We start from the raw sequence: 18,623 nt of genomic DNA, 5'->3' as shown, positions 1-18,623 counted from the left end.
GAAACCAGGCAACTACCTGGCCTTTCTCGGACTGGCAGCCGCTCTCTGCTGCTACAAACGGCTCCTCAAGCTGACCATGTAGGACACGGTCTAAGCGCACACTTGCAGCCGTGATCCTTACGGGCGCTGCCCTGGCAACTACAGGAACCGCTCAGGCCAGTGCCGCCGAAGCGCAGAACCTTGGCAACGTCGCGTTCGTCGTTGACACGCTCCACGACACCATCGAAGACCCGTTCGGGCAGGTGCACAACACGGCGGCGGGCCTCCTCCGAGGCGTCCTCGGACAGAAGGTGGTGGGCTGACCTCTCCAGCCAGAAGACTGATGAAGATGTTGGCTTCTGGCCCAGTCGCCTCAGCGGCGGGGCCAGACTCGTTGTCGTGGTGCAAGGGGAGTGGGTCGGGGAGACGGTCGGGCCGCATGTGTGGGAGACCTGCCGGGAGTTGATCCCGGTTGGGAGTGTGTTCGCGTTCCTGGCCGAACACCGTGGCCGGCCATTCCGGCGGAGATGTTCGCGGACATGTATCCGTCGGCGAACGGGCGGCCGTCAATGCCCCCGCAGATCCTGGCCGCGGTGAAGGAGCAACGCCACCGATAGAACTCGGTACCGCGGGTCGGCACCTGCAGATACCAAGAATGGAGCAGCATAAAATTGCCTGCTGCTGCCAGCGCGGTGTATGTGCCGGATGATTGCAGAGCAGCGCCGCCACAGGCCTATGCACTGGAGAGGCCATGAAACTGCTGAGCGTTGGCGACCACTCAACATCGGTCAGGGACGAGGGATCCGGGCAACCATGCGTGCTGTTGCATGGCTCACCCTTGGACCAGCACTCTTGGGACATGCTGGTCCCGCTGCTTTCTCACGACCGTCGGGTGGTCTGCTACGACCTCCGCGGACACGGCTCTGCCGCCACCGCACCGATCGCTGATTCGGTGGACGTCTTCGCCCGCGACCTGGAAGTGCTTCTGGATTCCTTGGAGGTCGCTCAAGCACATGTGGTTGGCCACTCTTTCGGCGGCCAGGTGGCGCAGCGCTTTGCAGTGCGCTGCCCCAGCCGAGTTCACCGATTGACACTGTTGTGCACCAGGGCAACCCCCTACCCAGCCTTCGACGAAGCAGCCCGCGAGCTTGAGCGCACCGGACATCTGGAGCCGTCGACCGTGATCGCACGATGGTTCCCGGCCGACGCCATTACGGCGGAGCAACCGTGGGTGCGTTACGCGAAGAGGTGTCTCACAGAGATTGATCCGGCTGTCTGGGCCTCGGTGCTACACATGATCGCCGCCTTCGATCACCTAGAGGAGCTGCACTCGCTCACCATGCCGACTCTGCTCATTGGGGCACAGAACGACCGCGTGGCCACCGTCGAAGCCATGACGTGCATGGTTCAGGCGTTGCCACAAGCCCGTCTCCGCCTTCTCAGAGCCTCGTACCACTTGGCCCCTCTCCTGGAACCTGCAAGGGTCGTCGCCATGATTCGGGAAAACGACAACGAGACTGCGGACTAGCGTTACCGGCTGCGACGCGGCGGAACGTCGCCGATGCGGTCGAGCGGTCGGCCCACCACGGTCCCGGCAGCGTTCGCGGAGCGCCCGGTCATGGCCGAGGTGACAGCAAGGAAGGCCTGGCCACGCCGGAGCCGCCTTGAGGCGGTGGCCGTGCCCTTCGTCCCGCCGGACGGCACCCTCGACGTCATGGGCCAGCCCGGCCTCATAGCCCGCACGACAGCGAGATACGCGGCGGTCCAGCAATCCCGGCCGAGCGGTACCTGACGGCGATCGGCCGCACACTGCGGCTCGACCACTCCACCATCCGCCGCTTCGTCCCAGGTCGGCAGTCCGAAGAACTTCTGGTCAAAGCCACCGGACGACTGTCTGAACTGAACGAGCACAAGCCCTATCTGCATGCCCACTACGCACGCGATGCCCTGATGCTACGCCTGCTCTTCGCGGTCTATCTCGGCGGTGCCCTGCCCCGGCCAGAGCTATTTCTGCCAGGTGCGCGACAAGAGGCTCGCTGGAGGGCGCCGACCCGGAACCGGATGGCCGTCCGGTCGTTGAAGGACGCGGGATGCACACTGCCCCGGGAGCCGTATCCGTTCCTCCGGGTCTGCCCGGGGTGCCCCCAGGGTCCTGACACCTGAATGTTCTACCCCTGCCGGCTCTGCGCTGGGGGTGGGTTTGACCGCAAGCGGCGGTGTCAGTGTCAGGACCCATCCGCCGCCAGCCGCGGCCGCGGCTAGGGTCATTGCAGTCCGCTCCGATATGGCGGGCGCGGATCGGGCCCGGGACCGCTTCGATCGGGGACCGTACTGCCGAACCGACCCCCACCGTGAGCCGCGAGGCGGCCGCCAGGGTTCGGGCGCGTCTTCAGGAGTTCGTGCCATTCGGGGTCGATGAGCTGGCGGCGGATTAGTGCCGCCTTGTCCATCGCGAACCGGCTGGGCGCGGCGGCAGGGGCGGGTTTGCGGCGTGCGTGCAGGGCGCCATGCCCGTACAACGCCGGTGTGACGGGGCGGGGTGCCTCCCTTCCCACGGCCGGCCCTGTCGTTTGGCCCTGTCGTGCGGTCCGCTTGTCAGCGCGAGACGGGCCCGGTGACCTGCCCCGGGAGGTCCGGACCCCCGGGGCGTCGCCAGACGCGACAGGGGCGCCGAGACCGGGAGCCGGTAGCGCCCAGGTAATTGCTTTAGTACTGCAACGATCTTTGGGCTGACGGGTTGGCAGTTTCTGGTGGTGTGTGGCCGCGTTGTTTGTAGTGGCTGATGCGGGCTTGGTGTTGGCGTTGGCGTCGCCAGTGTGACCAGTGCAGGACGTGGCTGATGGAGGCGGGGCGGCGGTGGGTGAGGCGGGTGATCAGGCGTCGGAGTTCGGGGAGGGTGAGGGGTATGAGCTGGGAGGATCCGTTTCTGCTTTCCCGGTATCTGACGCTCGGGACTTCAGGACGGTGAGGCAGGCGTGGGCGGCCATAGCGAGGGTGATGTGGCGGTGCCAGCCGGGGTAGCGGCGGACCTGGTAGTCGTCCAGGCCGCATTCCTGCTTAGCGGTCTGGAAGCATTCCTCGATGGCCCACCGGCTGCCGGCGACGCGGATGAGCTCGTCGAGGGTGGTCTCGGCCGGGCAGTACGCAATGTAGTAGGAGATCTGGTCCGGCCGGCTGACGCTGCGGCGGGCGATCACCCAGTGTCGGCGGTCCTCGCGGTGCCAGGGGCGGACCTCCACGCGTGCCCAGTCGTAGACCCGCGGGCCGTGGGCGCCGTTGCCGCAGGATCGACGCTTCCACTTCTGCCGTGGCAGACCGGGAAACAGGTCGTGAACCGGATGGTCCATGGCCCAGCGGGTGACGACGGTGTCGTGCCGGGTGGTGGCCATGACGTGGAAGACATCCGCCCGCTCCAGCTCCGAGCGCCAGCCCTTAGAGAAGCCGTAAGCGGTGTCCGCGGTCACCCACCGGAACGGAATCCTCGCCGCGATCGCCCGGCGGACCATCGCCTTGGCGATGACCACCTTCGTCTCGAAGACGGCAGTGTCCTCGATGCCCGCGGCCCGGCACCGTTCCCGGTCATCGGTCCATGACGTGGGCAGATACAAGCGGCGGTCGATCAACGTACGACCACGTTCGCCGGCATGGGCGAGGAAGACACCGACCTGACAGTTCTCCGTGCGGCCCGCCGTTCCCGAGTACTGCCGCTGGACCCCGGCCGACCGGACGCCCTTCTTCAGGAACCCGGTGTCGTCCACGATCAGTACCGCCTCAGGGTCACCGAGATGCTCGACAACGTAGTCGCGGACGTCGTCGAGGACTTCATCGGCATCCCAGTCGCACCGGTTCAGCAGCCGGTGCATACGGTCCGGGCCCCCATGCCCTGCTTCCTCCGCGAGCGTCCAGCCTTTCTTCCGCTCCAGCGGAGATACCAGTCCCCGCATATACGCCAGCGCTGATTCACGTGGCTCCGATCGGGCAAACCGGTGCACGAACCGCTCATGCACCTCACCCAGACCCGCCGCCCACGCCCTCACATCACCAAGAACCCCACCCGTAACCAGACCAACGACCAACCTGGCCACCAGTCACGCCAAACGCCGTTGCAGTACTAAGCGGAAGGCGGCGCCTCGGCCTTCCACGACACAAACGCTAGCAGCCCCAGGAGCAGACGGTCAGGCGACTTCGAAGGCTTCCGGGGCGGAGCGTGGGGCGCACCCTAGAAGGGTTCAGCCGCCCGCAGGAGGTACTGCGGCAGGTAAGGGGACTCCACGCGGATAGCCCAGCCGCGGCGGCGGGCGTGGCAGGCCAGCGCGAGGACGTCGAGGTTGACGGAGACCTCGGGAGAGTCGGAGCGGTCGGCGACCTCGTAGTACGCGCGGTGGGCTTCCAGCGCGTCGGCCAGGGCCAGGTTGAAGCTCTCCTCGTCACCCTCCACCAGCTGAGAGAGCAGCACGGCCGGCGGCATCGCGAAGCCCCAGTCCTTGGCCTTCTCGGCCTCTTGAAGCGCCCGCTGCGCGGCCGCCTCGGGATCAGTGCCCTTCAGGTAGGCGTGGAGGGCCTCGCGGTACGCGGTGAAGGCGGAGCCGTCCGGGCCAGCGAAGATGGGGCCGGTGAGGACCAGGGGCGCGAGGTCCTCGCGCACGCCGGTGATCAGGGCGAAGGCGACGGCCATCTGCCAGTACCCGGCACCGGCTTCCCTGCCCCGCTTGGCGGGGTAGCGCAGGGTGCGCCCGCCGATGGACACCTCAACCTCGGTGTCCGGCTCCGCCAGCGCGACGCGGAACAGGGCCGCCCCCATCTGAGAGGCCAGCCGGAGAGTGGCGAGCTGAGCGTCCGCAACGTCGCCGGAATTTCCCGCCCGCCACTGGAACAGGCGCTGCTGGTCCTCCAGCACGCTGCCCAGATGCCAGACAGCAAGGGGCTTGCCGTCGACGGGAGCGAACGCTTCGTGGAGGTGTTCCTCGTACATGGCCTCGATCCGCGGGATCCCCTCGCGCTCACAGGCGGGCCGCTCCACCACCAGCGGGCCCGCGGCGAGCGCGGCGACCGCGTCCGGCCGCCGGTTGCGGCCGAGCCCTCCGACCCGGGGGCCCCGGGTCTCGAAGCCGGTGACCAGCGCGTGCGGGAGGTAGTCGGTGTGAACGGCGGGTGCCCAGCCCAGCGTCCGGTACGCGATCGCGGCCAGGGCGATGGGCACGAGCGGGAGCAGGCTGCTCGGGGAGTCCGCCGGACCGTGCAGGGCGCTGTGCCTGACCAGGAGCTCGGCCAGCGCGGCGTCGAATCCCGGGCGGTCCTCGGCGGCCAGCGCCCGTAGCGTCCGCAGCGCCAGGCCGTTCGGCTGGTCCAGGAGGGGCTCGCCCGTCTCCGCCGCACGGGTACGGACCCGGTCCAGAGCCGCGTCGACGTCAGCCAGCTTGGCCTGTGCACTCGGGGGGTACTCCCCGTCGCCGGCGTCGTCCAGGGCCACGGCCATCAACCCCGTGGCGAGCTCGCCGACGGGCGTTCCCTTCGCCTGCTCGGCGAACTTCTGCCGGGCGAAGGTGAATTCCTCGCCGTGCCACTTGGTCTTGTCCCGAAGGACCGACAGGCAGAGCGCGTCGATCCACTCCCCGGGCGTGACGCTCTCCTCGGGTGCGTCATCACCCGGGTCGTAGCTCATGCCGAAGTTCACGTACTCCAGGAAGACGTTGAAGCTGCAGTGCGGGTGGTAAGCCGCGTACGCGACGGCGCCGGCCGCGGCCTCGGAGGCGTCCTTGAGGGCGGCCCTGGCCTCCGAGGTGTTGAGATCGGGCGTGTCGACGGACAGGGTGCCCAGGTAGTCGAGGAACTCGTCAGCGATCGACTGCCACTCGTAGGTGGCCATCCGGCCGCCCCTCGACATGGACCGCACCTGACCCCCGATGCGGTTGGTGAAGTCCTCGCGCGCTGCCGACACGGCCGCCTCGCCCACCTGGTGACGCTCTATTCGCACTGCCCCGCTCCTTGATCGATCTATGCAACAGCCTAGGTGCGGGATCTGACAGGCACGCGACTCCTGTGACCGGACCCTGGCCGCGCCGCCCTCTGGGACCGGCAAACCGCCGTCGTCCGTCAGCCGCGGGCCGGGGCCGGCAAGCACCTCCCGCCCGATTGCTGCGCACCTGGTGAACCGCGGGCCGCGCGGCGTGCGGGCGGGCGGGGCGCGGAAGGCGTAGGAGTGGAGAGTGCACCTCTCACCGCCGGTCGAGCCGATGCTGGCCCGCTCCGTGACGGCTCTGCCGTCGTCCGGGGGAAGGCCGGTGCTGTTCGAGCAGAAGGCGGACGGGTTCCGCGCCCTCGTGTTCACCGGCCCCAAGCCGTACCTCCAGTCCAGGCGCGGCGCCGATCTTGGCCCGGCCTTCCCGGAGATCACCCGAGCCGCGGCCGCGCTCGGCGTCGAGGCGGTCGTCGACGCCGAGCTGGTGGTCTGGCACAACGGCAGGCTGGACTTCACCGCACTGCAGCACCGGGCCCGGCTCCGCGGCGCCAGGGCCGAGCACGCCGCCCGGGAGCAGCCCGCCCACCTGATCACCTTCGATCTGCTCGAGCTCTCCGGCACCGTCCTCATGGACCAGCCCCTGCACCAGCGCAGGAGCGCGCTGGAGAACCTCTTCGCGTCCCTCGGACTCGCGGCGCCCTGGGCGCTGTGCCCGCAGACCGCCGATGCCGCGACGGCCCGCACCTGGCTGGACCCGGCGTGGGGAGCGGCAGGCGTCGAGGGCTTGATGATCAAGGAATCCGGCTCCCGGTACCGGTCCTACGGGCGGGAGCTGTCCGACGCCGAGCGGCACGCGCTGCGCTGCCTGACCGCGCTGGACGCGGTCAACTGCCTGGCCTGGGGCCCGGACAACGGCGACGCCGAGGTCGCTGCCCGGGGCCGGCGGGGCCTGGACCGGCTCATGAGGGAGGGCCGGCTGTGAACGCCGTACACCGGAGTATCGGGAACGTCATGGTCCTGCTCCAGCGTCCCGGCGACGGCCGGATCCTGACCGTCCGGCACCAGGCGACGTCGTGGCACTCCCCCGGAATGCTCACGGTCGTCGGAGGGCGCCTTGAGGACGGCGAGTTCCTCGACGATGGAGCGGCGCGCGAGCTCGCCGAGGAAGTCGGTATCCACATCAGCCCGGACCGCCTGCGGTTCTGCCAGCTGCTCCATTTCCACGCGGCGGACGGTGAGCGGGTGATCGGCGCCGCCTTCACGGTGCGTGAGTGGGAGGGCACCCCGTACAACCGCGAGCCGGGCACGCACACCGAGCTGGTGTGGGTCGACCCGGCCGCTCCGCCGCCCGACTGCCACCCCTTCACCCACGCGGTCCTCACCCACTTCTCCACCGGCCGGCTCTACGTCAACGTGATCGCCCCGGAACTGCCGGGCGGTGAGGCCGGGTGACGACCTCCACCCAGACGGCCAAGGCCGCGAAAGTCACCTCCCCGGATCTTCGCCGCTTGGTCGCCAGCGAGTGCGTGAGCCTGTCCGGATCCGCGGTCAGCACCGTCGCCCTCCCCACCCTGGCCGTACTGGAACTCAACGCCTCCACCACCCAGATCGCCGCGCTCGCCTTCCTCGGCCAACTGCCGAACGCCGTCGTGGCGCTCCCGGCCGGCGCGCCCTGTTGACCGAACTAGAAGGGGAGTTTTCGCAGGTCAGTGACCTGTGTCGCCATCGTGCGTTAGTGCGGCCATGAGGGATGAACGTGTGGTCGTACGTGACCCTGTGTCCTTGGTCGTGCCGCTGGTCGGCCGGCTTGAGGAGACGGGGCGGGCCAGTGAGCCATACCAACTGATCAATCCTGTCGGAGCTGCAGAGGAACCGGTCGCGCTGTTCTTCGCGGAGATGCAGGCCGCACAGCGGCCTGCGAAGACGATCCGCTCGTACGGGATGGACTTGTTGCGCTGGTACCGGTTCCTTTGGGCGGTCGGCATTGAGTGGGACCGAGCAGAGCGAGCCGATGCCCGGGACTTCGCCCGCTGGTTGCGTCTCGTGGACAAGCCGGTGCGTGTGCACTGGAGGCACGTCGGCGACGCCTCGCGGGCCGCAGGTGTCGTGCCGGTTATTCCAGGAGCAGTGCGGGCGGGAGCAGGCGAGGTCAATCCGGTCACGGGAAAGCCGTCGCCGGGCCGAAAGTTCGCCGCGAGTACCCGCGCGCACAACGAGACCGTGGTACGGACCTTCTACGACTTCCACCTCGAAGCGGGCAACGGGCCGATCATCAACCCGTTCCCGCTGCACCGCTCCCGTGCCTCCGGTCGTGCGCATGCGCACCACAACCCGATGGAGGAGTTCCGCAAGGAGCGCGTTGGTCGGTACCGGCCGACCGTGCCCAAACGCATCCCGCGGCGCATCCCAGATGAGAAGTTCAACGCGTTGTTCGCGGGGCTGCGGTCCCACCGCGACCGGTCCCTACTCGCGTTCTGGGTGTCGAGCGGCGTGCGCTCGGAGGAACTGCTCACCTGCCGCGAATGCGATACCAGGAGGAGGCCTGGGCAAAGGGTGTCCCGCGTGGTCGGCGCTTTCCGTTGTGGTGGACGCTGCGCCGACCCTGGCGACCATTGGGCTACGCCGCAGCCCGGGCCATGTTTGACCGTGCGAATGAGCTACTCGGAGCCAACTGGACGCTGCACGACCTTCGACACACGGCCTCGTACCGGATGGCGGAAGACCCGCAGCTGGCTCTCACCGATGTGCAGTGGGTCCTCGCCCATGCACGACTCAGCACCACTCAGGTGTACCTGACGCCCAGCCCCGACGAGGTGATCGCCAAGGTCAGAGGCCACCACGTTCGCCGAGCCCGCGAAGCGGCGCGTCCAACACCGGCCCCGCCAGCGGACGGCTACAACCCGGCGGCCCTGGATGTGCTGTTTGGAGGACTCCGGTGAACGCCACGATCACTGCGCCGACGAGAGCGGCCACATCCATTCCCTGTGCACGGGCACAAAGCGGGCAGAGCGTGATCGAGCTGCGAGGGCGTTTCCCCGCGAGGGCAGGTGCTGGCTACTGGGCGGGCACCCTGCGGAGTAACTCCGAGATTTTGGATGTGTTGAATCAACCGCCGTTTCGCCATACACACAAAGATCGGCATCGAGTTCGTGGAGCAGAGCACCTGTTGGGCTGGCTAGCCACCTTCCCGGGCAGCTCGTGGCAGGAACGATGGCAGGCCAGTGACGTGGAATCGGTTGGAGACTGAAGGTGGATGGATCGTCCTGTCTCATGGCTGGCCTCCCAAGGTCGAGCGGCCGCTCATGACCGGACCGACCTGGCTGCCGGGATGCTGGCTCTGATCTGTGCCGACGTGATCCGGCCCGGCATGCGCTGGATCTTCCAATGGCTCGACCCATCTCACGTTGGCGATGGAGCGCTGCCGCGACCCGGAGGGGATCACCCGGATGCGAGAGGCCGTCGCGGAGCGCACGGTGCGGCCAGCGCTCGGCGGGCGGGCCCTCCACAAGGTGTCCGTCATCATGGCGAACAAGGGCGGCTTGCTGGGCGACATCACGGTGGGGGACTGCGTCGAGGTGGTCGACGTGCAAGGGACGGTGCAGCGCCAGACGTACGCCGCTTCCCTGTTCTACGAGGTCCTCCATGGACTCGGCCAGTTCCCTGCTGACGCGCCGGCCACCATCCGTCCGTTCCGCAGCGCCCGCGGCCAGCTCACCATTGACCAGCTCGTCGACCGCTACCGCATCGCCTGCACGCCCGTGCGTGATCTCTTGGTTGACTACCTCAAAGAACGCCAGCCCGCGCTCGACTACTCCACCCTGCGCCACCTGGCCCGAGTCCTCGCCAGCTACTTCTGGCGCGACCTTGAGCTGCATCATCCGGGCATCGACCACCTGCGCCTGAGTCCGCAAGTGGCACGTTCCTGGAAGGACCGCGCCGCTACAAGACCGCCACCGTCACACTGCCCGACGGAAGCGTCCACGAGGGCAAGGCCCTGCGGACCAACTACAAGTCGGACATGCTCCTGATCCGTGCCTTCTACCTCGACATCGCCCAGTGGGCTGTGGAGGACCCCGCCCGGCCCGGCCGGCGACCTCCACCCACGCGCTCTGGGGTGCCGCGGCCACGACAGAGCCGGCGATCAGGACGCCCCATCCGCCACGAACACCTTCCGGGCACCCAGCAGGTCCGACAGGCGCCCGCACAGCAGGAGCAGCCCGCCGAAGGCGATGACGTAGGCGTTGAACACCCACTGCAGGTCCCCTTGCGAGAACCCCAGATCGCGCTGCATCTCGGGCAGCGCCACTCCGATGATCGACGTGTCCATGATCACCATGAACTGTGCGGCGGCAAGCACCCCGAGGGCCCACCAGCGACGCGGATTGACGGCTTCCATGACCCGCTCCCCAAAGACAGGAATCCTTTATACCCCTGGGGGGTATGACTTCGATTGCAGGAACGGTATACCCCATGGGGGTATTCCTCAATGAGCAGTCGGCCCACCTCGCCTCGCCCCCCGCGAAGAGGGCTGCTTACGATGCGGATATGGCGGCCAGGTGATGCGAGCGGTGAGCCCTTCGGGCTGCGCTCCTACCTGCTCCTGGTCCTTGCCGTGCTCACCGGCCTTGTGGCCATGCACGGCCTGGGGCCCGCCCCTCAGCCGGCGGGCGCGCACGCAGCGGTCACCTCCCACCACGCGCCGGCCGCCGACCACGACCAGGCGGCCACTTCCGGCACCGCGTGCTCGGACGGCTGCGTCCACGCCGACGACCCGGCCGGCAGCGGACAGGGCGGACACACCGAGCACGCCGATGCGACCTGCGCGGCCGCCGTCACAGCCGGCGCCCCCGTCCTGCCCGCCCCCGCGGTCCTGCCCGGCCACGCCGAGAGCCAGGCGGTCCTCACCCACGGGATCACCCCCGGCGCCACCGCCTGCGGCCGGGCACCGCCGTCACTGAGCGAACTGCAACTCCTGCACATATAGGGCGGCCCCGGCATGCCCGGCCCCAGGCCGGCGAGCCTCTCGCCCCCTTACCTCCGCACGCCTACGCGTGCTCCACAGCAGGAGTTGCACCATGACCAAGCGTTCCCTGATCCGCCGCGCCACTGCCGCGGCCGCCGCCACCACCGCCGCCCTCGTCCTCGCCGCCTGCGGCGGCAACGGCAACGACAGCGGCGCCGCCCACAACGGCCACAACGCCGCCTCGCCGTCCGCCCCCGCCAGCGCACCGGCGCAGCAGGGCAACCACAACGCCGCCGACGTGACGTTCGCCCAGGGGATGATCCCCCACCACCAGCAGGCCATCGAGATGGCCGACCTCGCCGCGAACCGCGCCGAGGCGGCTGAGGTGAAGAAGCTGGCCGACGAGATCAAGAAGGCCCAGGACCCGGAGATCAAGACCCTGTCCGGCTGGCTGACGTCCTGGGGCGAGCAGGTCCCGGCCGCGGGAGGGGGCCACGGCGGGCACGACATGTCCGGGATGATGACAGCCGAGGAGATGAAGCAGCTGGAATCCTCCTCGGGCAAGGCGTTCGACACCGCCTTCCTGAAGCTGATGGTCAAGCACCACGAAGGCGCCGTCGCCATGGCCAAGACCGAGCAGTCCGAGGGCGCCTATCAGCCCGCCAAGGACATGGCCGCCGCGATCATCACCTCCCAGAGCGCCGAGATCGCCCGGATGAACGCCCTCCTCGGCAAGAGCTGACCTGCCTACTGCGGTGCGGGCAGCCGCCAACGGTTGCCCGCACCCCGGCAGACCCTCTTCCTCCCCCTCGAGCGTTCTGGACCTCACCCATGACCATCCGCTTCCGCATACCCGCGCTCGCGGCCACCGCAGCCACCAGCCTGCTGCTGACCGCCTGCTCGACCACCGACACCACGCCCGCCCAGACCAAGGCCGGCTCGACCAAGGCCGACGATGCCGACCCCGGAACCGGGCACCTCCACGGTCTCGGCGTGGACCCCGCCGACGGCACCCTCTACGCCGCCGGACATCTCGGCGTCTTCCGCCTCACCCCCGCCGGCGCCGTACGGGTCGCCGACCGCTACCAGGACACGATGGGCTTCACCGTCACCGGCCCGCGTACCTTCCTCGCCAGCGGCCACCCCTCCCCCACCGACCCCACTGCCACCTCACCGCACCTGGGTCTGATCCGCAGCACCGACGCCGCACAGACCTGGACCACCGTCTCCGCCGCAGGCCAAGCCGACTTCCACTCCCTCCAGCAGGCCGGCCCGACCCTCTACGGCCTGGACAGCCAGACCTCGCAGATCTGGGCCAGCACGGACGCCGGCGCCACCTGGGAGCGGCGCGCGAAGATCGGGGCCGGTGACCTCGCCGCCCACGCCGGGACACCGCAGAAGGTGTGGGCGACCACCCGCGACGGACTGGCGCACAGCACCGACGGCGGGGCCACCTTCCAGACGGTTCCCGGCACGCCGGTTCTGGCCGCCGTGAAGCAGCCCGCAGCCGACCAGCTGATCGCGCTGGCCGCCGACGGCACAATCCTGACCGGCAGCGACGGCACGTCCTGGACCGAGCGCGGCCGCCTCCCCGAGGGTGCACGGCCGGCCGTCCTGACCGCGGCCAGCCCCACCCATCTCCTGGCCGCCGACACCAGTGACGCCGTCCACGAGTCCAAGGACGGCGGCCGCACCTGGACCACCGTCCACCGCCCGGACCACAACAACACAGGACACTGACCTGCCCGCCCTCCGGCATCACCCCCTGTCGGACTAGCACCCGGCAGGGGCCACCAGGGCCAGGGCGTCGGCACCTTGCCCTGGGCCCGAGGGCTATACCCTCGACGGCTGCCCGGCGCCGCCGAGCAGAACGGCCAGCAGCCGCCGCGTGGTCGCCTCCGCGTCCTCTCCCTGTCCGGGAACGCGTGTCATCAGCAGGTGGTGAACCGTGCCGACCAGCGCGAGCGCGATGGTGGCGGTGTCGGCGCCGGCGGCCAGCCGGCCGTCGCGCTGCTCGGCCTGCAGGTAGGCGGTGAAGGCGTGCTGGATGGCGTCGAAGGCGGGCGCGCCGGACTGGAACCCCTCCCGGGTGTGCTGTGCGGCTGCCGGTCGAGTCATCGCCAGCCCCACCACCGCCGCAGGCAGCGCCTCCAGCAGGTCGAGGCCGACCTTCTGAAGGTTGCCGGCGACCGTGCCTTCGCCCACCTTTGCCTCCAGCGCCTCGGCTTGGCGGGCGCTGCGCGCGAACCGGTCCAGGAGCAGCTCGGCGACGAACTCGTCCAGGCCGGTGAAATGCGTGTGCAGGACGCCCTTGCCGCAGTCAGCCTCCGCGGTGATTGCGCGGCTGGTCAAGGCCGCCGCGCCGTCGCGGGCCACCACCCGCTCCGCGGCCGCGAACAACCGCTCGCGCAAATCCGGAATCGCCACTCCACGAGGTGACACAACCGCCCCTTCCCTCAGCCCCATTGCAAGTATGGGCATCCGCCCATACTGTTTGGGCACTTGCCCATACTAGGGCCGGGGCGCCGTGCTGCGTCCCGGTGGGAGGGAGTCACCCATGGCTCATTTCGCCAACACCGCGCAGGCCGAGGCGTGGAACGGATACGAGGGCGAGCAGTGGGCCCGCAGCCAGGACCGCTGGGACGCCGTCAACGACGGCTTCAACCAGCCCCTCCTGGACGCCGCGGGCATCACGGAAACCGATGCTGTGCTGGACGTAGGCTGCGGGGCCGGCCGCACCACCCGGCTCGCGGCCCGGCGTGCCCACCGGGGCCGCGCACTGGGGCTGGACCTGTCCGGCCCGATGCTGGCGAAGGCCCGCGAAAGCGCCGTACGGGAGCGGGTGGAGAACGTCTCCTTCGTCCAGGGCGACGCGCAAGTGCACACGTTCGACGCCGGGGGCTTCGATGCGGTCATCAGCCGGTATGGCATGACCTTCTTCGCCGACCCCGTCGCCGCGTTCGCCAACCTCCACCACGCGCTGCGCCCCGACGGCCGGCTGGCCTTCATCTGCGCGGCCGAAGCCGAGGCCAACCAGTGGCTCGAGGCGCTGTCCTCGCTGGAGGCCATCGTGCCGCTCGGCGGCTTCGGCAAGGCCGGCGGCCCCGGCATGTTCTCCCTCACCGACCCCGACCGCATCCGCACCCTGGTCACCGCGGGCGGGTTCACCGATGTCGACGTACAGCGCATCGAGGTGCCGGGCAACTGGGGCTCCGACGCGCAAGACGCCGCTGCGTTCCTACTGGACTCCGGCCCCGGACGCCACCTGCTCAGCCAGGTCACCCCGCAGCAGCAGACCCAGGCCCGCCGGACGCTGACCGCCGCCCTGGGCCGTTACGAGTCGGACGGGGCGGTCTGGCTGCGCAGCAGCTCATGGCTGGTCACCGCCGCATGCGGCGAGGCCGCACCGCGCTGACCATCGCCGGGCAGGTCCGTGGTGACTCAGGAGCGGACCATGCGGGCGATCGCCTGGGACGCTTCGGCGATCTTGTCCTGGGCTTGGTCGCCGCCTTGCGCGATGGCGTCGGCCACGCAGGAGTGGAGGTGGTCGTCCATCATCGTCAGAGCGAAGGACTGCAGCGCTTTCGTGGTGGCGCTGACCTGGGTGAGGATGTCGATGCAGTAGGTGTCCTCCTCGACCAGGCGCTGCAGGCCCCGCACCTGGCCTTCGATGCGGCGCAGTCGCTTGAGGACGTCGTCCTTGTTGGCGGTGTAGCCGTGCACGGCGATCCCTTCCCTTCACTGATTACCCCGGGGGGGTATAGGTGTAACGACGGGGTGCGGTGATGTGTTCCGCCGCTGCCACCTCGGATGTGCCGGTGCCCCGCCCGGGGGTGGGCCGGGCGGGGCAGTTGCGGGCGCGGGGGCTCAGCTGCCGGCGCGGAAGGAGCGCAGGCGCAGGCTGTTGCCGACGACGAAGACCGAGGAGAACGCCATGGCGGCTCCGGCGATCATCGGGTTGAGCAGGCCGGCGGCGGCCAGGGGGAGGGCTGCGACGTTGTAGCCGAAGGCCCAGAAGAGGTTGGACTTGATGGTGCCCAGCGTCTTGCGGGACAGGCGGATCGCGTCGGCGGCCGCCCGCAGGTCGCCGCGGACCAGGGTCAGGTCGCCGGCTTCGATCGCGGCGTCGGTGCCGGTGCCCATGGCCAGGCCGAGGTCGGCCTGGGCGAGGGCGGCCGCGTCGTTGACCCCGTCGCCGACCATGGCGACCGAGCGGCCTTCGGCCTGGAGGCGCTTGATGACGTCGACCTTGCCCTCGGGCATCACCTCGGCGAGGACCTGCTCGATGCCGACCTCGGCGGCCACCGCCTCGGCGACGGCCTGGTTGTCGCCGGTCAGCAGGATCGGCGTCAGTCCGAGAGCCTTGAGCCGGATGATCGCTTCGGCGCTGGTGTCCTTGACGGCGTCGGCGACCTCCAGGACCGCGCGGGCTTCCCCGTCCCAGGCCACCGCGATCACGGTCCGCCCGGCCGCCTCGGCCCGGTCCTTGGCCTCCTTCAGGGCGGCGGGCAGGGTGATGGCCCATTCGGCAAGGAGCTTCTCGCGGCCGACGAGAACGGCGTGGCCCTCGACGATCCCCTGGACGCCGAGTCCGGGAATGTTGGCGAAGTCCTCCAGAGCGGGCAGGGAGCCGACCTTGTCGGCGGCACCGGTCGCGACGGCCTGGGCGATGGGGTGCTCGGAAGCGTGCTCCAGCGCACCCGCCAGCCGCAGGACCTCGGTCTCCTCGGCGCCGGCGGCGGTGTGGACGGCCAGGAGGGCCATCTTGCCGGTGGTGACGGTGCCGGTCTTGTCCAGGACGATGGTGTCGACCTTACGGGTCGACTCCAGGACCTCGGGGCCCTTGATGAGGATGCCGAGCTGGGCGCCGCGGCCGGTGCCGACCATCAGTGCGGTCGGTGTGGCCAGGCCCAGGGCGCAGGGGCAGGCGATGATCAGTACGGCGACGGCTGCGGTGAACGCGGCGGTCCAGCCCGCGCCGTTACCCAGCCAGAACCCGAGCGTGCCGAGCGCGAGGGCGATGACGACGGGCACGAACACAGCGGAGATCTTGTCGGCGAGGCGCTGGGCTGCGGCCTTGCCGTTCTGCGCGTCCTCGACCAGCTTCGCCATCCGCGCCAGCTGGGTGTCGGCGCCGACGCGGGTGGCCTCGATGACGAGGCGGCCGCCGGCGTTGAGGGTCGCGCCGGTGACGGAGTCGCCCACGCTCACCTCGACGGGGATGGATTCGCCGGTGAGCATGGAGGCGTCCACCGCGGAGGAGCCCTCGATCACGGTGCCGTCGGTGGCGATCTTCTCGCCCGGCCGCACCACGAAGTGGTCTCCCACCCGCAGCTCGGCCGTGGGGATGCGCTCCTCGCGGCCGCCGCGCAGGACGGTGACGTCCTTCGCGCCGAGCTCCAGCAGCGCCTTCAGCGCGGCGCCGGCCTTCCGCTTGGAGCGGGCCTCGAAGTAGCGGCCCGCCAGGATGAACGCCGTCACGCCGGCGGCGGCCTCCAGGTAGATGTTCCCCGAGCCGTCGGAGCGGGCGATGGTCAGCTCGAACGGGTGCGTCATACCGGGCGTGCCGGCCGTGCCGAAGAACAGCGCCCACACCGACCACAGGAACGCCGCCGACGTCCCGACCGAAATCAGGGTGTCCATCGTGGCGGCGCCGTGCCGGGCATTGGTGAACGCGGCCTTGTGGAACGGCCAGGCCGCGTACGTGACCACGGGCGCGGCCAGGGTCAGGGAGAGCCACTGCCAGTAGTCGAACTGCAGGGCCGGGACCATGGCCATCGCGATGACCGGCACGGACAGCAGGACCGCGGTGATCAGGCGCTGGCGCAGCGGCCGCAGTGCGCCTGCTTCGTCCGCGCCCTCGCCCTCGGTGCCCCCCTGGCCGGCACCGCCTGCGGATGCTGCGGGCGGTTCGGGCTCGCGGGCGGTGTAGCCGGTGGCTTCCACCGTGCCGATCAGATCCGCGACCGAGACCGAGGAGTCGTAGGTGACCTTGGCCTTCTCGGTGGCGTAGTTGACCGTCGCGCTCACGCCGTCCATGCGGTTGAGCTTCTTCTCGATCCGGGCCGCGCACGAGGCGCAGGTCATGCCACCGATGGCGAGCTCGACCTCGGCGGCGCCGGCGCTGGCGACGGTGGCGGTGGCGGTGGCGGTGGCGGTGCTCATGCGTGCTCCTGGTGGCGGCGGACGGCTGGGGCCCTGCATGGGCCCCCGCGGCCCGGAACGGAGAAGAAGGTGGAGGGACGGGTCAGGCCGTGCGGCCGGTGACCTCGTAGCCGGCGTCGTCCACGGCGACGGCGATCACCTGGTCGTCGAGATCGGCGGCGCTGACCACGGTGACCTGGCCGGAGGCGAGGTCCACCTCGACGCGGCTGACGCCGTCCAGGGCGCCGACCGCCTTGGTGATCGCGTCCTTGCAGTGACCGCAGGTCATACCCGACACCGCATACACGGTGCGGACGCCGTCCACGGCCACCGACGACTGCGCGGCGGTGGAGCAGGTGTTGTTCGGGGAGCAGCAGGACGAAGACATCTGGTTCTCCAACATCTATCAGGAGATACCCCCTGGGGGTATCTGCGGCTGTTTCAGGTATACCCCCTGCCGGTATGAATAGCAAACTCCTCTCGCCCGTTGCATTAATACCCCCCAGGGGTATCCTCGGGATCGTCGGAAACCTTCAGCGCGCCGCTTAGGCCCGCGTACGACACGGGAGAACACCATGAACACCACAGCCAAGATCGGCCTCTACGGCGCAGCCCTCGCTCTCGCCTTCACCGGCGCCTACGGCATAGGAGCAGTGGCCGATCCGCTCACCGGCAACACGCCCACCGCCCCGCACGCCACACACCAGGAGAGCAACGCGATGAACCACGCAGACCAGCACACCGCAGCAACATCGCCACTCCCGGGCGGACTGCAGATCTCCCAGGACGGCTACACCCTCGACCTGCTGACCCCGCGCCTGGCCGCCGGCCAGGAAACCCCCCTGCGCTTCGCCGTCAAAGACGAGGCCGGCAAAGCCGTCACCGACTACGCCACGGCCCACGACAAGGACCTGCACCTCATCGTCGCCTCACGCGACCTGAACACCTTCCGCCATCTCCACCCCACCCTCGGGGCGGACGGGACCTGGAGCACTCCCCTCGACCTGCCCGCGGCAGGCGACTACCGCGTCTTCGCCGACTTCACCCCCGCCAAGCAGGGCGCCAAGCCCCTCACCCTGGGCGCAGACCTCGCCGTCGCCGGCCCCTACCAGCCGCGAGAGCTTCCGCCCCAGAAGTCCACGGCCGAAGTCGACGGCTACACCGTCACTCTCGAGGGCACGCTCACGGCCGGCAAGATGACCGACCTGACGCTGAGCGTGGCGAAAAACGGCAAGCCCGTCACCGATCTCGAGCCCTACCTCGGCGCCTACGGCCACCTCGTCGCCCTGCGCTCCGGCGACCTCGCCTACCTCCACGTCCACCCCGAAGGCACCCCCGGCGACGGCACCACCCAGCCCGGCCCGGGCATCTCCTTCATGGCCACCGCTCCCACGCCGGGCGCCTACCGCCTCTTCCTCGACTTCAAGCACCAAGGCAGCGTCCGCACCGCCGCCTTCACCCTGCACACCACCAACAGCACCGCGCCCGCCCCCACCGCACAGCACGAGGACCACACCAGCGCCGAGCACCAGTGACCCGCTGGAAAGCAGCGGCTTCCTCACCGAGGACGACGTCGAG

The 18,623-nt window shown here is 69.7% G+C and carries 18 protein-coding genes and 2 pseudogenes; 13 read left to right on the top strand and 7 right to left on the bottom strand.

The features are described from left to right. The first annotated feature begins 110 nt into the window (after window positions 1-110). Together ACWFQ8_RS30510 and ACWFQ8_RS30505 are read left to right on the top strand one after the other, a co-directional pair. Entirely contained in the window at window positions 111-302 is a 192-nt protein-coding gene (locus tag ACWFQ8_RS30510) for a hypothetical protein (protein ID WP_453789523.1), read from the top strand. Window positions 303-730: 428 nt separating this feature from the next. Then, window positions 731-1,507: an alpha/beta fold hydrolase gene (locus ACWFQ8_RS30505; protein ID WP_453789522.1), complete on the top strand. Its 777-nt coding sequence runs from the start codon at window positions 731-733 to the stop codon at window positions 1,505-1,507. A 1,345-nt stretch (window positions 1,508-2,852) separates the two neighbouring features. Here ACWFQ8_RS30505 and ACWFQ8_RS30500 read toward each other — a convergent pair. Together ACWFQ8_RS30500 and ACWFQ8_RS30495 are read right to left on the bottom strand one after the other, a co-directional pair. Further along, window positions 2,853-4,043: an IS701 family transposase gene (locus ACWFQ8_RS30500; protein ID WP_453789528.1), complete on the bottom strand. Its 1,191-nt coding sequence runs from the start codon at window positions 4,041-4,043 to the stop codon at window positions 2,853-2,855. A 155-nt stretch (window positions 4,044-4,198) separates the two neighbouring features. Continuing rightward, on the bottom strand, window positions 4,199-5,953 hold the full coding sequence (locus ACWFQ8_RS30495; protein ID WP_453789521.1) for an immunity 49 family protein: 1,755 nt from the start codon (window positions 5,951-5,953) through the stop codon (window positions 4,199-4,201). A 232-nt stretch (window positions 5,954-6,185) separates the two neighbouring features. Between ACWFQ8_RS30495 and ACWFQ8_RS30490 the strand changes: the two genes are divergently transcribed. The 6 genes and pseudogenes from ACWFQ8_RS30490 to ACWFQ8_RS30465 all read left to right on the top strand — a co-directional run bounded on the left by ACWFQ8_RS30490 (window position 6,186) and on the right by ACWFQ8_RS30465 (window position 9,966). Further along, on the top strand, window positions 6,186-6,920 hold the full coding sequence (locus tag ACWFQ8_RS30490) for an ATP-dependent DNA ligase (RefSeq protein WP_453789520.1): 735 nt from the start codon (window positions 6,186-6,188) through the stop codon (window positions 6,918-6,920). Further along, complete coding sequence (locus ACWFQ8_RS30485) at window positions 6,917-7,390, top strand: NUDIX domain-containing protein (RefSeq protein ID WP_453789519.1); 474 nt, start codon at window positions 6,917-6,919, stop codon at window positions 7,388-7,390. The genes ACWFQ8_RS30490 and ACWFQ8_RS30485 overlap by 4 nt, the downstream gene beginning before the upstream one ends. Then, window positions 7,387-7,617 carry a hypothetical protein gene (locus ACWFQ8_RS30480; RefSeq protein WP_453789518.1) on the top strand — a complete coding sequence of 77 codons (231 nt, stop codon included), beginning with the start codon at window positions 7,387-7,389 and terminating at the stop codon, window positions 7,615-7,617. The genes ACWFQ8_RS30485 and ACWFQ8_RS30480 overlap by 4 nt, the downstream gene beginning before the upstream one ends. Before the next feature lie 64 nt (window positions 7,618-7,681). Further along, window positions 7,682-7,918 (top strand): annotated as a pseudogene (locus ACWFQ8_RS30475) (integrase); the annotation flags it as partial. 542 nt (window positions 7,919-8,460) lie between these two features. Then, window positions 8,461-8,877 (top strand): site-specific integrase, encoded by a 417-nt coding sequence (locus ACWFQ8_RS30470; protein ID WP_453789527.1) that lies wholly within the window; start codon window positions 8,461-8,463, stop codon window positions 8,875-8,877. Window positions 8,878-9,342: 465 nt separating this feature from the next. After that, window positions 9,343-9,966 carry a hypothetical protein gene (locus ACWFQ8_RS30465; RefSeq protein ID WP_453789517.1) on the top strand — a complete coding sequence of 208 codons (624 nt, stop codon included), beginning with the start codon at window positions 9,343-9,345 and terminating at the stop codon, window positions 9,964-9,966. Window positions 9,967-10,008: 42 nt separating this feature from the next. Here ACWFQ8_RS30465 and ACWFQ8_RS30460 read toward each other — a convergent pair. Next, window positions 10,009-10,334, bottom strand: a pseudogene (locus ACWFQ8_RS30460) (MFS transporter); the annotation flags it as partial. Window positions 10,335-10,475: 141 nt separating this feature from the next. On the opposite strand from ACWFQ8_RS30460, the gene ACWFQ8_RS30455 reads away from it, so the two are divergent. From ACWFQ8_RS30455 to ACWFQ8_RS30445, 3 genes are all read left to right on the top strand, one after another. Further along, entirely contained in the window at window positions 10,476-10,922 is a 447-nt protein-coding gene (locus tag ACWFQ8_RS30455) for a DUF6153 family protein (RefSeq protein ID WP_453789516.1), read from the top strand. A 91-nt stretch (window positions 10,923-11,013) separates the two neighbouring features. Continuing rightward, window positions 11,014-11,643 (top strand): DUF305 domain-containing protein, encoded by a 630-nt coding sequence (locus tag ACWFQ8_RS30450; protein ID WP_453789515.1) that lies wholly within the window; start codon window positions 11,014-11,016, stop codon window positions 11,641-11,643. Between the two features lie 89 nt (window positions 11,644-11,732). Beyond that, window positions 11,733-12,641 (top strand): F510_1955 family glycosylhydrolase, encoded by a 909-nt coding sequence (locus ACWFQ8_RS30445; RefSeq protein ID WP_453789514.1) that lies wholly within the window; start codon window positions 11,733-11,735, stop codon window positions 12,639-12,641. Between the two features lie 93 nt (window positions 12,642-12,734). Here ACWFQ8_RS30445 and ACWFQ8_RS30440 read toward each other — a convergent pair whose 3' ends face one another. Beyond that, window positions 12,735-13,343: a TetR family transcriptional regulator gene (locus ACWFQ8_RS30440; RefSeq protein ID WP_453789526.1), complete on the bottom strand. Its 609-nt coding sequence runs from the start codon at window positions 13,341-13,343 to the stop codon at window positions 12,735-12,737. 115 nt (window positions 13,344-13,458) lie between these two features. Here ACWFQ8_RS30440 and ACWFQ8_RS30435 point away from each other — a divergent pair, with 115 nt between their 5' ends. Further along, window positions 13,459-14,316, top strand: a complete 858-nt coding sequence (locus ACWFQ8_RS30435; RefSeq protein WP_453789513.1) for a class I SAM-dependent methyltransferase — start codon at window positions 13,459-13,461, stop codon at window positions 14,314-14,316. A gap of 26 nt (window positions 14,317-14,342) precedes the next feature. On the opposite strand, the gene ACWFQ8_RS30430 is transcribed toward ACWFQ8_RS30435, so the two are convergent. From ACWFQ8_RS30430 to ACWFQ8_RS30420, 3 genes are all read right to left on the bottom strand, one after another. Further along, a complete protein-coding gene (locus ACWFQ8_RS30430; protein WP_453789525.1) occupies window positions 14,343-14,630 on the bottom strand; it encodes a metal-sensitive transcriptional regulator in 288 nt (95 codons plus the stop codon). A 138-nt stretch (window positions 14,631-14,768) separates the two neighbouring features. Then, complete coding sequence (locus tag ACWFQ8_RS30425) at window positions 14,769-17,066, bottom strand: heavy metal translocating P-type ATPase (RefSeq protein ID WP_453789512.1); 2,298 nt, start codon at window positions 17,064-17,066, stop codon at window positions 14,769-14,771. Between the two features lie 82 nt (window positions 17,067-17,148). Next, the gene (locus ACWFQ8_RS30420) at window positions 17,149-17,433 is read right to left on the bottom strand and encodes a heavy-metal-associated domain-containing protein (protein WP_453789511.1); all 285 of its coding nucleotides are present in this window, start codon (window positions 17,431-17,433) and stop codon (window positions 17,149-17,151) included. 187 nt (window positions 17,434-17,620) lie between these two features. Between ACWFQ8_RS30420 and ACWFQ8_RS30415 the strand changes: the two genes are divergently transcribed. Next, a complete protein-coding gene (locus ACWFQ8_RS30415) occupies window positions 17,621-18,580 on the top strand; it encodes a hypothetical protein (protein WP_453789510.1) in 960 nt (319 codons plus the stop codon). Window positions 18,581-18,623 lie beyond the last annotated feature (43 nt).

Source organism: Streptomyces sp. NPDC055254 (assembly GCF_053606025.1).
Note: the sequence above shows the minus strand (reverse complement) of the source record. Positions and strands in the feature narration are given on the sequence as shown.